Source organism: Hydrotalea flava, from assembly GCF_001623405.1.
Lineage (GTDB): Bacteria > Bacteroidota > Bacteroidia > Chitinophagales > Chitinophagaceae > Hydrotalea > Hydrotalea flava.
In genome coordinates, this window is sequence record NZ_LUHG01000087.1 from 17,937 (window position 1) to 34,513 (window position 16,577).

Consider the following 16,577-nt stretch of genomic DNA (forward strand, 5'->3'; position numbering starts at 1 on the left):
TTCGGGTCATTTGTTGTTAGATGATATGCTGTACAGCACATGTTCACTTAAATAATGGTGCAAGGGTAGGTTGGGGTGCCGAAAAATTCCCTCTTTCTGCATACCTAATTTCAACATTACTTTTTCGGATGCGCTGTTATGAATAGAGGTAAACGCATAAACTTTTTTCAGTTGTAGTTTTGTAAATGCTTCCAGTAAACACAGCTTTGTTGCTTCTGTTGTATAACCCTTCCCCCAAAATTGTTTTCTTAGTCGCCAGCCTATTTCTACGCAGGGAGTAAAATATGCCTTATAGGAAGGAACCATTAATCCGCTAAAACCAATGAATGTTCCAGATGCTTTTTCTTGCACTGCATATAGGCCAAAACCATTTTGCTGAAAATGAAGTTGTATTCGTTGATATAAGGCCTTAGTTTGTTCTGCATTTAAAATATCGGGAAAATATTGCATCACATCCCTGTCTTCATTCATTTCAATGAATGCTTCCATATCATTATTCTTCCAATTGCGCAGTAGCAGTCGTGGAGTTGTTAACATGCCAGTTAAAAATAGAAAAATTAATTGGAAATAACCTTTAAACAACCTATTTAACCAAACCCTATGCGCTAAATGTATATATAGTATTAACCTTACAAACCGCAATAAAAAAGGTCGTCTTGAACTGACAACCTTTTCTTCGCTCCCGAAACTGGACTTGAACCAGTGACCCTCTGATTAACAGTCAGATGCTCTAACCAACTGAGCTATTCGGGAATACCTTCCGCATTCGCGGAGCGCAAAAATAGGGAAAAATGTATTTCAGCAAAATATCCTTTTAAAAATTATTCGTTTATTGTCGGTTACATTCCTATCCACAACTCAATCCCATCTGTTTTTACAGGATAGGTTTTTAAATAATACCCTTCTCCACTTATATTCCGGCCGGTTTCCATATTAAACTTATAATGATGTAATGGACAAGCAATGCAACCGGAGGCATCTATATAACCACTGGCAAGTATGCCGCCTGCATGCGGACACTTTTTGGCAAATGCAAAATGCCTTCCGTTCCATTGTGCCAGTGTAATATTTTTGCCCCGCACCTCCACCGGCTTCAATGCATTTTTGCCGGGTTCAAAAAATTGGAGTATGGGACCTGCTAATATCCATTGAGGTTCTTTTTCGTGCCCCCACATCTGCTAAAAATGAATGGTTTTATAGGGATATCTTACCCGGTACATTTGCCTTACTTTATCTAATATTTCTGTCCTCAGTTGCTCCACATTCCTTTTTTCTAATGCTGCAATAAATACACAGTTGCCCTCGGTAAGGTGTTGCCATTTATCATACAGTTCGCGTAAAATATCTTCCTTTACTTCCGGTGCCAGCCATTCATCAAAATATTTAGATTCATACAAATCCATTTTATTAAAAATGGTGAGCATGGGTTTATCAAATGCTTTTAAATCCTGCAGGGTTTTTTGAACAGTACCCATTTGTTCTTCAAAACCAGGGTGCGATATATCGACCACATGCAATAAAATATCGGCTTCCCGTACTTCATCTAATGTACTTTTAAAACTTTCTACCAAATGGTGAGGCAGCTTTCTGATAAAGCCCACAGTATCGCTTAACAAAAAAGGGGTATTTTCAAATACTACTTTACGGGTAGTGGTATCTAATGTGGCAAATAATTTATTTTCTGCAAATACCTCACTTTTACTTAACAGGTTCATGATGGTACTTTTGCCCACATTGGTATAGCCCACCAGAGAAACCCGAATCAGTTCACCTCTTTCTTTGCGTTGGGTAAAGGCTTGTTTATCTATTTCCTGCAATCTTTTACGCAGTAAAGCAATTTTATCTTTTACTATACGACGGTCGGTTTCTATTTCTGTTTCACCGGGGCCGCGTGTACCAATACCACCGCCCTGACGTTCTAAATGCTTCCACATACCTTTTAAGCGAGGTAATAAATATTGGTATTGTGCCAGCTCTACCTGAACTTTGGCCTGGGCTGTTCTGGCCCTTCGGGCAAAAATGTCTAAAATTAAATCACTTCTGTCAATGGTTCGAATGCCGAGTGCATCTTCCATATTCGAAATTTGTGAGCCGCTGAGTTCATCATCTACAATGGCTAAATTTACCCCTTTCGACTGTACATAGGCTTTAATTTCTTCTAATTTTCCTTTTCCTAAAAAAGTGCGACTATCGGGATGCGGCAAGCGCTGCACAAAACGTTTTAAGGTAATGGCACCGGCTGTTTCGGCCAAAAAGGCCAACTCATCTAAATATTCTTCTATTTGCTCGGGGGTATCTTCTTTGGTTACTAATCCAATTAACACCACTTTTTCTTCTGTGGCTATTTTCTGGTTCTTATCTATCAACGATACTTTGTTTTAGACAAAGGTATTGCAAATACCCTGCTTTACAAGAAAAGCTCCATCGAGGCCCTGAACCGGGATGGGGCTGATGATTGAAATATATAGCTTGTTTTACAATCCGCTAATTGTAAGTCCAATAGATAGTGTATTCATAACAGGACCTGCATTTTGTTTTAGCACACCCAGTACGGAATAGTCTACATTGAGTGAGATGTTCCCATATCCCGCTCGGGCCGTTGCTGCGAGAAAGGTACCGTTAAAGAATTTTTTATTGCTTTCTTTCTGCACATATTGGGTACCATACAAACTATTGTTGTTAATATCTAACAGATTTTTCCCTTTAAAGTATGCTTTTAATAAAGTGCCCACTTTTACACCGGCAGCAAATTTCCAGGAATGTTGCGGATCGCCAGGGTTGGAATAATAACGCAACTCAATAGGTGCCTGTAAATAAATGGTCGTTACTTTCGATTTTTTAAACCGGGTGGTACTATCGAATGGTAGGGTTGGTCCGGGTGCCCACACTTTTACGTACCGGTGGTCAAAGAAAATATTGCTGGTACCCACGCCTAAGCCATACGCCACACTGAAACGCGGATCGGTTTTAAAGGGCTTGTTCAGCATTACATAAAAATTAAAATGGCGGCTAAACCCTTTGGTACCAATGGTATCGGGATTGGGGCGGCCGGTCCATGTATCGCTTCCAAACTGAATTAAAAAATGGTCTGATGGAACTTTGGTGAGGTCTACTTTACTCCAGTCTTTTTTTACTTTCGGCAGCACCAGCTTTTTTTCTTTAGGTGCTTTGTGGTGTGCAGTAGAATCTGTTTTGTCTTTTTTATGAAACAAGGTAGATAATTGCGCATGAGCCACGGCCATGGTACATACACTAAGCAGTAGTAGGATCGATTTTTTCATTATGTATAAATGCAGGTGGTTTAACCTTTTTTTTAGAATGGAACAAAAATAACAGAATTGCAGCCACCAAAAGGGTTAAAAATTAGCAAAAGCTTAGAAATAGTGAAAATTGTTGCATGAAAAGAAACCGGACAGAGCAGTTTCCATAAAATCTAATGATGAATAGAAGGTATTACTATTTTGAATCGTATTTGGAAAATAGTGGGATTTGGTTATTTTTGCGCCTCTTGAGCCCAAAGCTCAGGGCCTATAGCTCAGCTGGTTAGAGCACCTGACTCATAATCAGGGGGTCCCTGGTTCAAGCCCAGGTGGGCCCACATTGAAAAGTAACCACTTATGTCTCCAATGATATAAGTGGTTTTTCTTTTACGCCAGGTGCAAGCCGGGTTTTGTTTTTTTGTTCAATACAATTGAGTTGAAAATTGTACATTTCCCAACAAAGGCTTTTTTGTGGAGCCTTTCGTTTACAACCTGCCCTTTTTGCCACTTTTCAACCATACTGTTTTTGGGGGAGCTTACAGTTAATGATTTTTTTTTAAAAGTTCATCTTTAAATTCTATCTCTAAGGCCTGCTTAGCTATAATCCTTTTTAAACGCTCATTCTCCTGTTCTAATCCACGAACAGTAGGATCAACGGTTTTATACCGGGGCTTTAATCCATTCATGCCTTCGCCATTTATGAAAAAGCAATTGAGATAAATTGTACTTGCGTAGCCTTTCTTGCAACCCATTCATCTCTACTTCCTGGATGATTTGCAACTTCTGTGCTTCACTCCATTTTCTTTTGGTGGTACTCATATTTTTTAAATTTAGTGACTTTTTAATCAGTCAATCTATTTCTATAAATATCTCCAGCCTTTTAGGGGGCTAATACACAAATAGAATACATTATAATTAATTTTAAATTTTACAATTCAGAATGCCCAGATTTCGAAATTGAAATGAATGACATTTCAATTGGAGTAGAAGTAACAAAATACTTTAGTGATTTTAAAAAGAATGGATCTGAGAAACAAAAGAATTTTTCAAATTGGATAAAAGAAGCTAAGTGTTTTCGAGAGATTCTAAAACAGAAAGATCAAAAATACCTAAATTGTTAAGGTACCTTTCATTTTATAAATCCTAAATGCAATTTCAAAAAGGAAATATTAAAAAATCAGAAACTTTTTGACGAACTTTTATCATTAATTGATGAAACAATCAAAAATAAAAAGATAAACTGGCTATATAAAATTGAAAGAAATAAGTTTCCTACATTAGGAGAAAAATTTGAAAAATTTTTTTTGAGTTATACTGCAAATGACACTTTAGTATGGTGGAGTTCACAGCTTCAATCGGGTGAAGTTATATTTAGCGCTGAAGAACCTATAAAAAAAATAGTTGCTGAAAAAAATTTAAAAGCTAAGAAATATCGAAATGACTATAACCAAAAATGGCTATTGATTTATGCGGATGATTAAGTTTATCAGATATATTTGTAATCCCGGATTTAAATGTTACTAAAATAAAGAGACTTGGGAAGGAGATATATTTTGAACTTATTAGTGAACCGAATGGTAACTTTATAACATCTGATAATAAATTTAATGTAGAAATCTATTCTGACTACTTTACTCATATTTTTATTTGGGACAAGTTTTTTGAAAATTTTTTATGATATATCCCTATCATAAAAAAATTTTTGATGTTGCTGAAGGTAAAATTTGGGTAAACCATTTGCCATTAAAAACGACTTAAATAAGTGGTCTCTATGCTCTAAAAAAACCACCAACCATTTTTCAGTACATTACCTAAAAAATGGATGCGGGTTTTACAACAATATTCAAAAGCATTAACGGTTCATGCTGGCTAAAAACTCTTCATTGTTTTTGGTGCCGCGCATTCTTTTTAATAATTCCGTCATGGCTTCTTCGGTATTCATATCATTCAGGAATAGGCGAAGAATGTTCATCCGTTGCAAGGTTTCTTTATCCAACAGCAAATCATCGCGGCGGGTGGAAGAACCCACCAAATCAATTGCCGGGTAAATACGACGGTTGGCTAATTTGCGATCTAATACCAATTCCATATTACCGGTTCCTTTAAATTCTTCAAAAATTACTTCATCCATTTTGCTGCCAGTATCAATTAAAGCGGTTGCCAGAATAGTGAGTGAACCACCATGTTCAATTTTACGGGCTGCACCAAAAAATTGTTTGGGTTTTTGCATGGCATTGGCTTCCACACCACCACTCAATACTTTACCGCTGGAAGGTGCAACGGTATTGTGTGCCCTTGCCAAACGGGTAATACTATCCAACAAAATCACTACATCATGGCCACATTCCACCAATCGTTTTGCTTTTTGAAGGGCAATGGTAGAAACTTTTACATGTTTTTCTGCAGGTTCATCAAATGTTGAGGCAATTACTTCTGCCCGCACACTGCGTTCCATATCGGTAACCTCTTCAGGCCTTTCATCAATTAAAACCACCATTAAATAGCATTCCGGATGGTTGGCGGCTATGGCATTGGCCACGGCCTTTAACAACATGGTTTTACCCACTTTAGGTTGTGCCACAATTAAACCACGCTGGCCTTTACCAATGGGCGTAAATAAATCCATGATGCGGGTGCTGTAATCGTTGGCAGAAGTAAATAAGTTTAATTTTTCGAAAGGGAATAAAGGGGTAAGATAATCAAAAGGCACACGGTCTCTTACTTCGTCAGGACGCTTGCCGTTAATGGCATCTACTTTCAATAGTGCAAAATACTTCTCTCCTTCTTTAGGCGGACGAACGGAACCGGAAACCGTATCGCCGGTTTTTAAACCAAATAATTTTATTTGAGAAGGAGAAACATACACATCATCGGGTGAGCTGAGGTAATTATAATCGCTGCTTCTCAAAAAGCCATAGCCGTCGGGCATCATTTCTAATACGCCTTCTCCACCAATTACACCATCAAACTCAATATTAAAGACCTGCTGACGCTGATGTGGTCGCTGATGTGGTACCGAAGGTTCGGTTTGCGGATTTTGATTTTCTTCCGAATTTTCTTTTGCTTCTTCACTGCTTTCTGTTCTGGCAGTATTGTCGTTGGTATTTTTTGGAGCCGGGTGATGGTGTTCCCTTGCTGCTTTTTTCTCTCTTGCTGCTTTTTCTTCAGTAGCCTGCAACATTTGTTGTGCCAATAAAGCGGTCTTCTCGTCTAAGCTGCCGGGTTCCTGTACTTTTTCAACAAGTGCTTCTTCCGTTTTTTTGGATTTGCGATGACGCATAATGGGCCTGTTACTGCCTGCATTGTCTGTTTCTGTTTCTTCAGTTTCGGGTTCATCCTGCATTACAATGGCTTCTTCAGTAGTATTGCCGGTGGTGGCTTTTACAGTTGCAGCTTTTTTGGGTTTGCCGGTTGATTTTTTTGCAACCTTTTTATCTTGTTTTTCACTCGCTTCCACAGCCTGATTGTCCAGAATCTTATAAATCAAATCCTGTTTATCTAATTTTTTGGCGTTGGTAATTTTTAAATTTTCGGCAATGTCCAGTAGTTCTGGAACCAGCATGTCGTTCAGTTGTAGGATGTCGTACATAGAATGTGTTAAATAGAAAAATTTTCTTTAGCGTTCTCGATGTGTTTTCAATAATGCAATTGAGACTTGAAAATGATTGGTATTTGCGGAAAAGAGGTAAACTGATATGTCTGCGGGATTGGCGTTCGTGTCAAACCAGTTTGTTTCCGCTGCAATGTTACTGTAAAATGTTCAAAATAAAGAAATATTTCTTTGAAACAGGTATAAAAATAGTGAATTATCATGAAAAGCAGGCAGGATTTTGTTTGAAATTGCAGGTGTAAAGCCATTTGCATTGCCATGAATGGCTGTATCTTTGCAGCCCTGTATTTTTCCGAATACGGATCATTTAAAAGCAACCAAATGTTGAATCAACGCATTAAAATTAAGGCCTTATTGCAACAAGCGCCAATTGGTACCGAAGTAACTGTAATGGGTTGGGTACGTACTTTTAGAAATAACCAGTTTATTGCCTTAAATGATGGCAGTACCAATAATAATCTTCAGGTTGTTGTAAATCTTGGCATGTTGCCCGAACAAACTTTAAAACGCATTACTACCGGGGCATCTTTAAAAGTACAGGGTACTATTGCAGCCAGTGTTGGTAAGGGACAGTCTATCGAACTTCCGGCTTCCTCAATTGAGATATTGGGTGATAGCGATCCGGAAAAATACCCGCTTCAACCCAAAAAACACAGTCTGGAATTTTTGAGAGAAATTGCACACCTGCGTTTTAGAACCAATACTTTTGGTGCTGTTTTCAGAATCAGACATTCACTTGCTTTTGCTGTACACCGTTTTTTTAATGAAAGAGGGTTTCTTTATTTACATACGCCCATTATTACTGCCAGCGATGCGGAAGGAGCCGGCGAAATGTTTCGTGTTACCACCTTGCCTTTTGATGGAACGCCCAGAAATGAAGACGGTACGGTAAATTTTAAAGAAGACTTTTTTGGAAAATCTACCAATTTAACAGTAAGTGGGCAATTAGAAGGCGAGCTGGGTGCCATGGCCTTTAGTGAAATATATACATTCGGTCCCACTTTTAGAGCCGAAAACTCAAATACCACCCGCCATTTGGCTGAGTTTTGGATGATTGAGCCGGAAATGGCTTTTTATGATTTAGAAGACAATATGAACCTGGCCGAATCATTTATTCAATACCTGATTCGTTACGTAATGGAGCACAATAGTGATGATGTGCAGTTTTTAGACCAGCGCCTGGCAGAAGAAGAAAAACAAAAACCTGCCAATGAAAGAAGTGAACTGGGGTTATTGGATAAATTGAATTTTGTTGTGAATAACCAGTTTGAAAGAATTACCTATACAGAAGCCATTCAAATATTATTAGACAGCCCTGCCTATAAGAAAAAGAAATTTAAATATGAAGTAAGCTGGGGGATAGATATGCAAAGCGAGCATGAACGGTATTTGGTAGAAAAACATTTTAAGAAACCGGTGATTGTTACTGGGTACCCCGCCGCCATTAAAGCTTTTTATATGCGGATGAATGATGGATGCGAACCGGGTAAGGAAACCGTTGCCGCCATGGATATTTTAGCACCGGGTATTGGTGAAATTGTTGGCGGTTCACAAAGAGAGGAGCGTTTGGAAGTTTTGCAAAAAAGAATGGAATCGATGCATATACCTATTGAAGAAATGAGCTGGTATTTAGATACCCGCCGCTTTGGAACGGTGCCACATGCCGGCTTTGGTTTGGGTTTTGAAAGAATGGTACAATTTGTAACAGGAATGACGAATATTCGTGATGTAATTCCTTTTGCACGTACGCCCAAAAATTGCTCTTTTTAAATATAAATATGTTGCTTGCAGGTAGAATGTTTTGCTGCAAAAATAAAATTTAGAATAATTTTTAGGGAATCTTGTAATAAAATAATTGTACTTCCCTATATTTGCTGCCCCGAAAGGGCAAGGATGGTGCGGTAGCTCAGTCGGTAGAGCAAAGGACTGAAAATCCTTGTGTCGGCGGTTCGATCCCGCCCCACACCACCAAAAAAGCTTCGAACGAACACTTCGAAGCTTTTTTTATGTGTATTCAGATATCTTCATCGTGCAAATTTTCATAATGAAAATGCAAGAGGGATTTTTACATACAAAGTATTTTCATCGTAGCAATAGCCTGTATCTCTTTTTGCGCTGTAAGCAATGCGGCTTTAAAATTTGTATCCGTGATAAGGCCGGCATTTGTCAAATTAAAATAATAATCAATGCCTTCATACAAATTGTTGATATAGCTTGTAAAATATTTGGTTCTGTTTGTACTGTTTAACTGCTCATCTTCTTCCAATTGTTCCTTTAAATAAGCAATGTATAAATGTAATTCTGCAATAAAAACATGCGGCCTGTTGTTATTGGCTAATATATTGGTTCTGCCATAAATATGGTCTACCATATTTTGCAGTGATACTATTTTTGAAAAATGAGCAATATTTGGCCCCGGGCAAATATTAATTGCTTCATAATTTTTAACAAAACTAATATTGTACACAGCGGCTGCTGCATTACTTAATCCCACACATAAACATTCTTTGTCTAACACCTCTTTTAACCGATGCTCATATTCATGATAAGGTAATTTCAGCGATTGCAATTGTGCAATTTTTAATTGCTGGTATTTAATAGAAGCAGTACAAACAGGTTCTTCCGTAAACTCTGTATTAAATGCCAAATGTTTTTCAGTACAAGGGCTGCCGGGTTTTCCATTGCTGATTCTGTTATTTTTCTCAATTTCGGCAGTGGTACCCCGTAAGTAATGAAACCGAACGCCTAAAGGAGAATTTTTGCTTAAAACTACATCTTCTTTTTTGGCATCACACAACAATTGCAAGGTTCGCTCATCAACAGTTGTGGCTTCCGGAACCAGTAAAAATGGTGTTCCCCATCCAATACTGTCCACCTTATAATATTGTTGTAAAAAACCAGCTTCAGCAGCAGTGCCAATACCACCCTGAACCGTAATTCTAATAGGCGGTGGCGTTGGATTAATTTGCTTTCCTTTTGCAACGTTGCTTTGATAATATAAATCAAAAAGCGTATTTATTAACTCTGTTTTTTTTGTTTTAAAGGTTTCTAGAATTGGGCCCATTAAATAACCTTCTGTTGCAAATGCGTGTCCACCGCAATTCAAGCCAGATTCTATTCTAAACTCGCTTACCCAAATTCCTTTTTTGGCTAAATATTTTCCCTGAATCAATGCAGAACGATAATCGCTTACTTTAATCGCTATTTTCTTTTTGAAATTCCCTTCCTCATCTGCTGCAAATTGTGGGCATTTTTCTAAATAGTTATACACTCGTGGATTCATTCCTGCAGAAAAAATAATGGTTGAATTGCTCAGGTCGCTATTGGCATAACCCCTCAATGCGGCAACCGCATCTGAACCATCTTCTAATAGTGCGCCACTTTTATCATAATTGTTTTTATCGGCCTTGGTCATGATGTTTACATCAATACTTCCGGCTGTAATTTGTTGACGCAATAGTAGTGCTGAGTTTGTTTTTTCATCCGTATCATCCGTCTGCATCAATAATTTGTACACTTGTTTCCATTTATTGTTATCGGGCAACAATTCAAAGTATTTTACAATATCTGATCCGGTTTCAAATGCTGCCTCTTTTACTTTTTCAATTTGCTGTTGTACAATTTTATTGACCAGATTTAAATAATCTGTAATTCTTTTGGCCCGATAATCTTGTTCTGTTGCAGGTATTGGGAAAAATTTTTCCTGAACGGAATGATAATAATACCGCCGCATCATTTCAATTAAATTATCTTCTACAATAGAAATAGCAGATGCAATACCAAATCTGGCTACTTTAATGGGCGAATCAATTGTATAGGCCAGGCCCATTACCGGAATATGAAAGGAGTGGGGAGCAGTATGTTGCATCATGATTAATGAATTAAAAGAGTTTAAGTGTAGCGGTTTATTTTATTGTGTGGGGAAATTGGCCATATAATGCTTTCTCTTTTCTGCTGCATGATAGGCTTCTTTTTCTTTTTTTGTTTGAATCAACAATTTGTTTACCGGCGTTTTTTTGCAATATGATCTAATGCTATAAAACAGAAATATGCTTCGCTAATTAAATAGGGCTGGCCTTCTAAAACTGAACGGGCATAGGCTTTTACAAATACTTCCATTGATGTGTTGAATGTTCGTGTAATGGTTGCATGAATGCTAATGATATTACCAACTTGCGGAGTGTTTTTAAAATCGGCTTTATAAACAGCAGCAGTAACACAAATGGTACCAGTATGTGTTTGCGCACAAATTGCACCCGCAATATCCATCCTTTCTAATAAGCGGCTGCCTTGCAATATTCCCATTGGATTGGTATCATTGGGACAAACAATTTCAGTTTTTGTTGTTGCAGATATTTTAGGAATTTTTGCTTTCACGGCTCAAAAAGAAAGTATTTCTTTTTGAAATAAAATGATTACTGTCATGTTTTAAACAAAAGCATCAAAATAGTTTTGTTGCCCTGCTTTAATAAGCAATATTGAAAGCATCAATTAACAAAACGGAAGTAATGATACAGGTAACCAAGATTTTTAAATTTGAAATGGCACATGCCATTTATGGATATGATGGCCCTTGTAAAAATATACATGGACATTCTTATGTACTGCATGTTTCTGTTACGCTTAGAAATGCTACAGATGAATATTTACTTGCTCCAGGATTTGTGATTGATTTTAAAATGTTAAAAAAAATTGTAAATGAAGCCATTGTTCAGCAATTAGATCATAGCGTGGTAGTATCTAAAGCATTTATACAGGCACATCCACAGTTAGCAGATTTAAGTAATGTTCGTATTTGGGAAATGGAACCCTCGGCTGAAAATATAATATCGTATATTCAGAAACAATTACAATTATTATTGCCCGATGCCATTCAACTTCAAAAGCTGCAATTATTTGAAACGGCCGATTCCTATGCGGAATGGATCAATACTAAAAGCCGGTTTCATGAATGATGAAGCCTGCTTTCAACATAGTAATATTATTAAATTATTTAATTCAATAAGTTATCTAAAAAATCTTTGGCCCAAAAATTAATATCATAATAGGCAACCTGTTCATATAAACGTTGTAAGCGCATTTGTGCATCACCCTCGCTCATCAGTAATGCCTGCACTAACCCTTCTTTTAATGAGCGGGCATCATATGGGTTGGTTAATACGGCATAAGGCAACTCAACTGCGGCGCCTGCAAATTCAGATAATACCAGTACCCCTTTAGCATTGGGTAGTTGTCCTTGCACAGCCACATATTCTTTGGCAACCAAATTCAAACCATCGCGTAGAGGGGTAATCCAAGCAATATCGGCAGCTGCATAATACGATATGATTTCTTCGAAAGGAAAAGAACGGAAGAACAAGCGAATGGGTACCCATTGCATGTTGGCATACTTACCATTAATTCTGCCAACAGCATGCTCCAGATCATGTTGTGTTTTTTCATAAATTTTCATGCCCTGTGCCGGTGGTGTACAAATATTTACCAATTCAACTTTGCCATGAAATTCAGGATAGTCGTGCAAAAACTGTTCAAATGCCATTACTTTTTCAAGTGGTCCTTTTACATAATCGAGCCTTTCTACACTAATAATCATTTTTTTATTGGTAAATAAGTTTTTGATTTCTTTTATTTTTTTTAGTACAGATGCCTGTTGCATTAAAGGTTTAATATATTGTACATTAATGCCCACCGGGTTAGCGCCTAATTTCACTTTTCGTTGTGTGGTATCAATCAGCGTCGTCATTTGTTGTACGCCCAGCGCAGTGCTATAAGTTAAATAGCGTGGTGCACAATTCATTTTTTCAACTTCAGTTACCGGAAACAGACTTTTGGCAACATCAACAAAATTTTCAACATAGCGTGGAATGTGAAAGCCAATGTAATCGCATTGCAATAAACTGCCAATTATTTCGCCGCGCCAGGGAAGAATATTAAAAGTATCGGCTGAGGGAAATGCAGTGTGATGAAAGAATGCGATGGTAACATCGGGCCTTAGTTCGCGTAAGAAGCCCGGCACCAACCACAAATTATAATCATGAATCCACACAATAGCATTATGATCGGCTTGTTCTGCTGCTTTTTCAGCAAATAATTTATTGATGTTTACATAATGATCCCAATGATGATGGTTGAATTTTGCTTTATCGATAAATGAAAAAATAGTTGGCCAAAATGCTTCTTTTGAAAACGATTTGTAAAATATTTCTATTTCTTTTTTGGTGAGGCCAATTCTTGCGGCCATTAAATTCGGATATTTTTCTTTGTCAATATATAAATTGCGCAGTGGTTCACTTTTTTTTGATACTTCTTCCCATGCTACCCAAACGCCAGACCGGCCATTGGCAAAAAAGCCCTGTAAAGTAGGTAAAATACCGTTTGGGCTTTTGGGTGCAACGTGCTTTTTCTGTCCGTTAACTTCAATTGTTTCATAAGGGAATCGGTGATACAGCATTAACAATTGTGGAATATTGCTGCTTTCTTTATGAATAATGATTTCGTCTAACTCGGTGATGTATTGAGACAGGTTTTCAAATTGTTCAATGGCTTCTAAAATGCCACCGGCTCCTGCTGATTTGGCATGATATATTTTTTGTAAAGATGTTGTTGCTTTAACCAGTGCCTCTTCAGCATTGCCTACCACTACGCCTTTAAAGCCACATTGGTACATGGCTAAATCGTTCAATGTATCGCCGGCTACTAATACTTTTTCTGCATCTTCATTCAGGTGTTTGATTAGTTTGGTAAGGGTGCTCCCTTTATTTACGCCTTTGGGTAAAATGTCTAAATATTTTCCTGCTGAGTGAATAATGTCGCAGTCTAATTCTTGGGCAATGATAGCAAATTGGTTTATTTCTGTTTCGTTTTGGATGAAAAAAGAACAGCGCCTTTGTTGTGGAACTTCCTGATATAGTAAACCCTCTATATGCTTCAACTGGTCTAAAATTTTCAGTTCGCCTGGCCAGATTTGTTCAATTTCGTTTTGTATAGGTTCAATAGGCTCTAACGTATATCCATTTACGATGGTAGCACCTACATCACAAATAATAAAATCGGGATTGGGTATAATAGGATCATTTAATAAAGGGATTACTGTTTCTAATCCTCGTCCAGTAACAAATACCAATTTAAAGTTGCTGTTTTTTCTAATAAGCCGGTAAAGCTTTTGTTTGTCAATACTTTTACCACCTAAAAATGTTCCATCTAAATCTGTTGCTAGTATCATAATTCAATTCATTTTATTGCAATTGTTGTTCTAATAATTTTATTTCATGATAGGGGTTAGCGTGTAAATGCAACATCCGATAAACGCTATTAATAACGGGTACGTGCAATTGTAATGGTTGGATAATGGGATGCAATTCTTTTGAAGCATAATAACCTTCTGCTACCATTTCCATAATCTGCAAGGCTTTTCTAACCTGAATGCCCCGACCTACCAATTTGCCGAGTGTTCTGTTTCTGCTAAAATCAGAATAGGCTGTCGTTAATAAATCCCCAAAATAAACAGAATCAAAATAGTCTCTTTCTTTAGGAGCGATGGTATTAACAATGTGTTGTACTTCACGCATGGCATTACTGGTTAATACTGCTCTGAAGTTATCGCCATATTGCAGGCTGTCTGCTATGCCATTGGCAATTGCAATAATGTTTTTTAAGATGGCTACATATTCTACTCCTTTTGGATCAGTGTTTGCAATAGTTTTAATATAAGGTAACTGTAAACAGTTTCGTAGTTTACTAACTTTTATTTCGTCATCACCTGCAACAGTAACGTAGGTGTATTTGTGTAATGCAATTTCTTCTGCATGGCAGGGGCCACTTAATACCATGCAATTATTTTTTAATTGCAGGTTTTCATGAATATACATGCCCGGTATTTGCCCCGAGCCGGGTACAAATCCCTTAATAGAAACAACCACCTGAACGGTTTGTAACCATTCAGGCTTTAATGATTGAACTGTAGTTTGAACATAAGCAGCGGGAACAGCAAAAATTACCCAGTCAGCACCACTCATGGCATCTTTAGCCTGAGTAGTAGGATGAATAAAATGAAGGTCTAAATCAGCCTGACTGAGGTAACGCGGGTTTCTTCCATTTGCAAGAATATAATCTGCCTGTTTTTTTGTACGAACAAGCCATGAAACAGAATTGCCGCTCTCAGCAAAAATTTTTACCAGTGCTGTTGCCCAACTGCCGCTTCCAATAACGGCAATTTTTTCCGGCATCACTCAATAAATTAATAAAATAATGTATAAGATATTTGTAAAGTTAGCTTTTTTGAGTTAAAATGCATATTAGAATTACATTAGAGAACCGAATACTGACAGGCTGCAACCCTGTATTAGCTTGTTGTGCAGAAGGAGCAGATGTAATAACTTAAACAAATACATTCAATAGTAATACACCCGCTAATCCCAAAACAGATACAATACTTTCCATTAAAGACCATGATCTAAAAGTATCTTTCATGCTAACGTTAAAGTATTCTTTAAACATCCAGAAACCGGGATCATTTACATGCGAAAAGAAGAGGCTGCCTGCACCAATTGATAAAACCATTAAATTGGTATTTACACCCTGCGCAGTAAGATAGGGTAAAAGTATTCCGGCGGTTGTTAAACCCGCTACTGTAGAAGAGCCTACGCATACCCGAATTAGCGCAGCAATCAACCATCCCAATACCAATGGGGGAATGGCAGTACCTTCTAAAATATGAGCAATTTGGTTACTGATACCACTTTGTGTTAATATTTCTTTCAATGAACCGGCCCCGCCAATAATTAACAAAATCATCACCACATCTTTCACAGCTTCACCATAACGGTTCATGGTAACTGAAATAGTTTCCTGTTCAGGCCCTTTTAAAAAAAAAGTGGCTGCTGCTAATGCAATGAGCAATGCTATGGATGGATTGCCCATAAAGCCTGATACTTGATATAGAAAACTTTCGGTATTACCCAATGATTGAATGCCGGTAGCCAAACCAATGAATAGCACAGGAATTAATGGCACAAAAAAACTAATGAATACACCCGGCAGTTTTTCCGTTTCAATTAATTGAATTTGAAAAGCCGATAAGGGTGTTGAGGCAATATTTTTTAACGAGGATGAAAACACAGGTCCAGCAATAATAACAGTAGGAATAGCAATGATGAGGCCATACAACAATGTAATACCCATATTGGCATGAAATAATGCAACCAACGCAGAAGGGGATGGATGTGGTGGTAAAAAGCCGTGTGTTACCGATAGTGCTGCCAATAAAGGCAAGCCGGTTGCCACTGCCGGCAATTGATAACGATAGGTTACTGAAAAAATTAAGGGTACCATCAACACAAAGCCTACACCGTAAAACAGTGGAATGCCCACTACAAAACCCGTAAGGGTTAAAGCCCATGCAATATATTTTTTACCAAAAGCATGCACCAATGATTGTGCTATTTGCTGTGCAGCACCACTGGCTGCTACCTGTTTACCCAACATGGCACCTAATGCAATGATAATAACGAGTGAGCCCAGCATATCGCCCATGCCCTTTTCTATAGATGTCATAATTGAAGCGGGTGGCAGGTGTAAAGCCAGCCCTGCAAATATGCAAACCACAATAAAAGCCAAAAAGGCATTTACTTTAGCCCATGTAATCAGTAATATGAGCAATACAATGGCAATGAATACAATGACAAGCGACATATTGATGAATTAGCAAT

General features: G+C 37.7%; 14 protein-coding genes and 3 tRNA genes. 5 read left to right on the forward strand and 12 right to left on the reverse strand.

The features are described from left to right. Positions 1–6 precede the first annotated feature (6 nt). The 5 genes from A0F92_RS10170 to A0F92_RS10190 form a co-directional block, all read right to left on the reverse strand. The gene (locus tag A0F92_RS10170; protein WP_068245261.1) at positions 7–537 is read right to left on the reverse strand and encodes a GNAT family N-acetyltransferase; all 531 of its coding nucleotides are present in this window, start codon (positions 535–537) and stop codon (positions 7–9) included. A 142-nt stretch (positions 538–679) separates the two neighbouring features. Then, a tRNA-Asn gene (locus tag A0F92_RS10175) sits at positions 680–753 on the reverse strand. A gap of 86 nt (positions 754–839) precedes the next feature. Further along, a complete protein-coding gene (locus A0F92_RS10180) occupies positions 840–1,175 on the reverse strand; it encodes a Rieske (2Fe-2S) protein (RefSeq protein WP_068245263.1) in 336 nt (111 codons plus the stop codon). Positions 1,176–1,178: 3 nt separating this feature from the next. Continuing rightward, complete coding sequence (hflX, locus tag A0F92_RS10185; RefSeq protein WP_068245266.1) at positions 1,179–2,366, reverse strand: GTPase HflX; 1,188 nt, start codon at positions 2,364–2,366, stop codon at positions 1,179–1,181. 108 nt (positions 2,367–2,474) lie between these two features. Beyond that, on the reverse strand, positions 2,475–3,281 hold the full coding sequence (locus A0F92_RS10190; protein WP_167517010.1) for an outer membrane beta-barrel protein: 807 nt from the start codon (positions 3,279–3,281) through the stop codon (positions 2,475–2,477). Positions 3,282–3,524: 243 nt separating this feature from the next. Between A0F92_RS10190 and A0F92_RS10195 the strand changes: the two genes are divergently transcribed. Next, positions 3,525–3,598 (forward strand) — tRNA-Ile (locus tag A0F92_RS10195). Positions 3,599–3,920: 322 nt separating this feature from the next. On the opposite strand, the gene A0F92_RS15840 is transcribed toward A0F92_RS10195, so the two are convergent. Continuing rightward, on the reverse strand, positions 3,921–4,079 hold the full coding sequence (locus A0F92_RS15840) for a transposase (protein ID WP_253810347.1): 159 nt from the start codon (positions 4,077–4,079) through the stop codon (positions 3,921–3,923). Between the two features lie 485 nt (positions 4,080–4,564). Here A0F92_RS15840 and A0F92_RS15625 point away from each other — a divergent pair, with 485 nt between their 5' ends. Beyond that, positions 4,565–4,741: a hypothetical protein gene (locus tag A0F92_RS15625; protein ID WP_167517011.1), complete on the forward strand. Its 177-nt coding sequence runs from the start codon at positions 4,565–4,567 to the stop codon at positions 4,739–4,741. A 371-nt stretch (positions 4,742–5,112) separates the two neighbouring features. On the opposite strand, the gene rho is transcribed toward A0F92_RS15625, so the two are convergent. Further along, entirely contained in the window at positions 5,113–6,849 is a 1,737-nt protein-coding gene (gene rho, locus A0F92_RS10205) for a transcription termination factor Rho (RefSeq protein WP_068245271.1), read from the reverse strand. Between the two features lie 342 nt (positions 6,850–7,191). Here rho and asnS point away from each other — a divergent pair, with 342 nt between their 5' ends. Both asnS and A0F92_RS10220 read left to right on the forward strand, forming a co-directional pair. After that, positions 7,192–8,640, forward strand: a complete 1,449-nt coding sequence (gene asnS, locus A0F92_RS10215; protein WP_068245381.1) for an asparagine--tRNA ligase — start codon at positions 7,192–7,194, stop codon at positions 8,638–8,640. 125 nt (positions 8,641–8,765) lie between these two features. Then, positions 8,766–8,841, forward strand: a tRNA-Phe gene (locus tag A0F92_RS10220). Between the two features lie 94 nt (positions 8,842–8,935). Here A0F92_RS10220 and A0F92_RS10225 read toward each other — a convergent pair. Beyond that, on the reverse strand, positions 8,936–10,741 hold the full coding sequence (locus A0F92_RS10225; protein WP_167517012.1) for a hypothetical protein: 1,806 nt from the start codon (positions 10,739–10,741) through the stop codon (positions 8,936–8,938). A 131-nt stretch (positions 10,742–10,872) separates the two neighbouring features. Next, entirely contained in the window at positions 10,873–11,247 is a 375-nt protein-coding gene (locus A0F92_RS10230) for an acyl-CoA thioesterase (protein WP_068245276.1), read from the reverse strand. Between the two features lie 101 nt (positions 11,248–11,348). On the opposite strand from A0F92_RS10230, the gene A0F92_RS10235 reads away from it, so the two are divergent. Continuing rightward, positions 11,349–11,825 carry a 6-pyruvoyl trahydropterin synthase family protein gene (locus tag A0F92_RS10235; RefSeq protein ID WP_167517013.1) on the forward strand — a complete coding sequence of 159 codons (477 nt, stop codon included), beginning with the start codon at positions 11,349–11,351 and terminating at the stop codon, positions 11,823–11,825. A 38-nt stretch (positions 11,826–11,863) separates the two neighbouring features. Here A0F92_RS10235 and ggpS read toward each other — a convergent pair whose 3' ends face one another. From ggpS to A0F92_RS10250, 3 genes are all read right to left on the reverse strand, one after another. After that, complete coding sequence (gene ggpS / locus A0F92_RS10240) at positions 11,864–14,092, reverse strand: glucosylglycerol-phosphate synthase (RefSeq protein WP_068245279.1); 2,229 nt, start codon at positions 14,090–14,092, stop codon at positions 11,864–11,866. 13 nt (positions 14,093–14,105) lie between these two features. Continuing rightward, positions 14,106–15,095 (reverse strand): NAD(P)H-dependent glycerol-3-phosphate dehydrogenase, encoded by a 990-nt coding sequence (locus A0F92_RS10245; protein WP_068245282.1) that lies wholly within the window; start codon positions 15,093–15,095, stop codon positions 14,106–14,108. Positions 15,096–15,246: 151 nt separating this feature from the next. After that, complete coding sequence (locus tag A0F92_RS10250) at positions 15,247–16,560, reverse strand: gluconate:H+ symporter (protein WP_068245284.1); 1,314 nt, start codon at positions 16,558–16,560, stop codon at positions 15,247–15,249. Positions 16,561–16,577 lie beyond the last annotated feature (17 nt).

What these genes read in the sequence shown, in the direction of transcription:
- rho (WP_068245271.1), bottom strand. Translation starts at nt 6,849, where the DNA reads ATGTACGACATCCTACAACTGAACGACATGCTGGTTCCAGAACTACTG.
- A0F92_RS10180 (WP_068245263.1), bottom strand. Translation starts at nt 1,175, where the DNA reads ATGTGGGGGCACGAAAAAGAACCTCAATGGATATTAGCAGGTCCCATA.
- A0F92_RS10250 (WP_068245284.1), bottom strand. Translation starts at nt 16,560, where the DNA reads ATGTCGCTTGTCATTGTATTCATTGCCATTGTATTGCTCATATTACTG.
- ggpS (WP_068245279.1), bottom strand. Translation starts at nt 14,092, where the DNA reads ATGATACTAGCAACAGATTTAGATGGAACATTTTTAGGTGGTAAAAGT.
- A0F92_RS15840 (WP_253810347.1), bottom strand. Translation starts at nt 4,079, where the DNA reads ATGAGTACCACCAAAAGAAAATGGAGTGAAGCACAGAAGTTGCAAATC.
- A0F92_RS10245 (WP_068245282.1), bottom strand. Translation starts at nt 15,095, where the DNA reads ATGCCGGAAAAAATTGCCGTTATTGGAAGCGGCAGTTGGGCAACAGCA.
- asnS (WP_068245381.1), top strand. Translation starts at nt 7,192, where the DNA reads ATGTTGAATCAACGCATTAAAATTAAGGCCTTATTGCAACAAGCGCCA.
- A0F92_RS10190 (WP_167517010.1), bottom strand. Translation starts at nt 3,281, where the DNA reads ATGAAAAAATCGATCCTACTACTGCTTAGTGTATGTACCATGGCCGTG.
- A0F92_RS10170 (WP_068245261.1), bottom strand. Translation starts at nt 537, where the DNA reads ATGTTAACAACTCCACGACTGCTACTGCGCAATTGGAAGAATAATGAT.
- A0F92_RS10225 (WP_167517012.1), bottom strand. Translation starts at nt 10,741, where the DNA reads ATGATGCAACATACTGCTCCCCACTCCTTTCATATTCCGGTAATGGGC.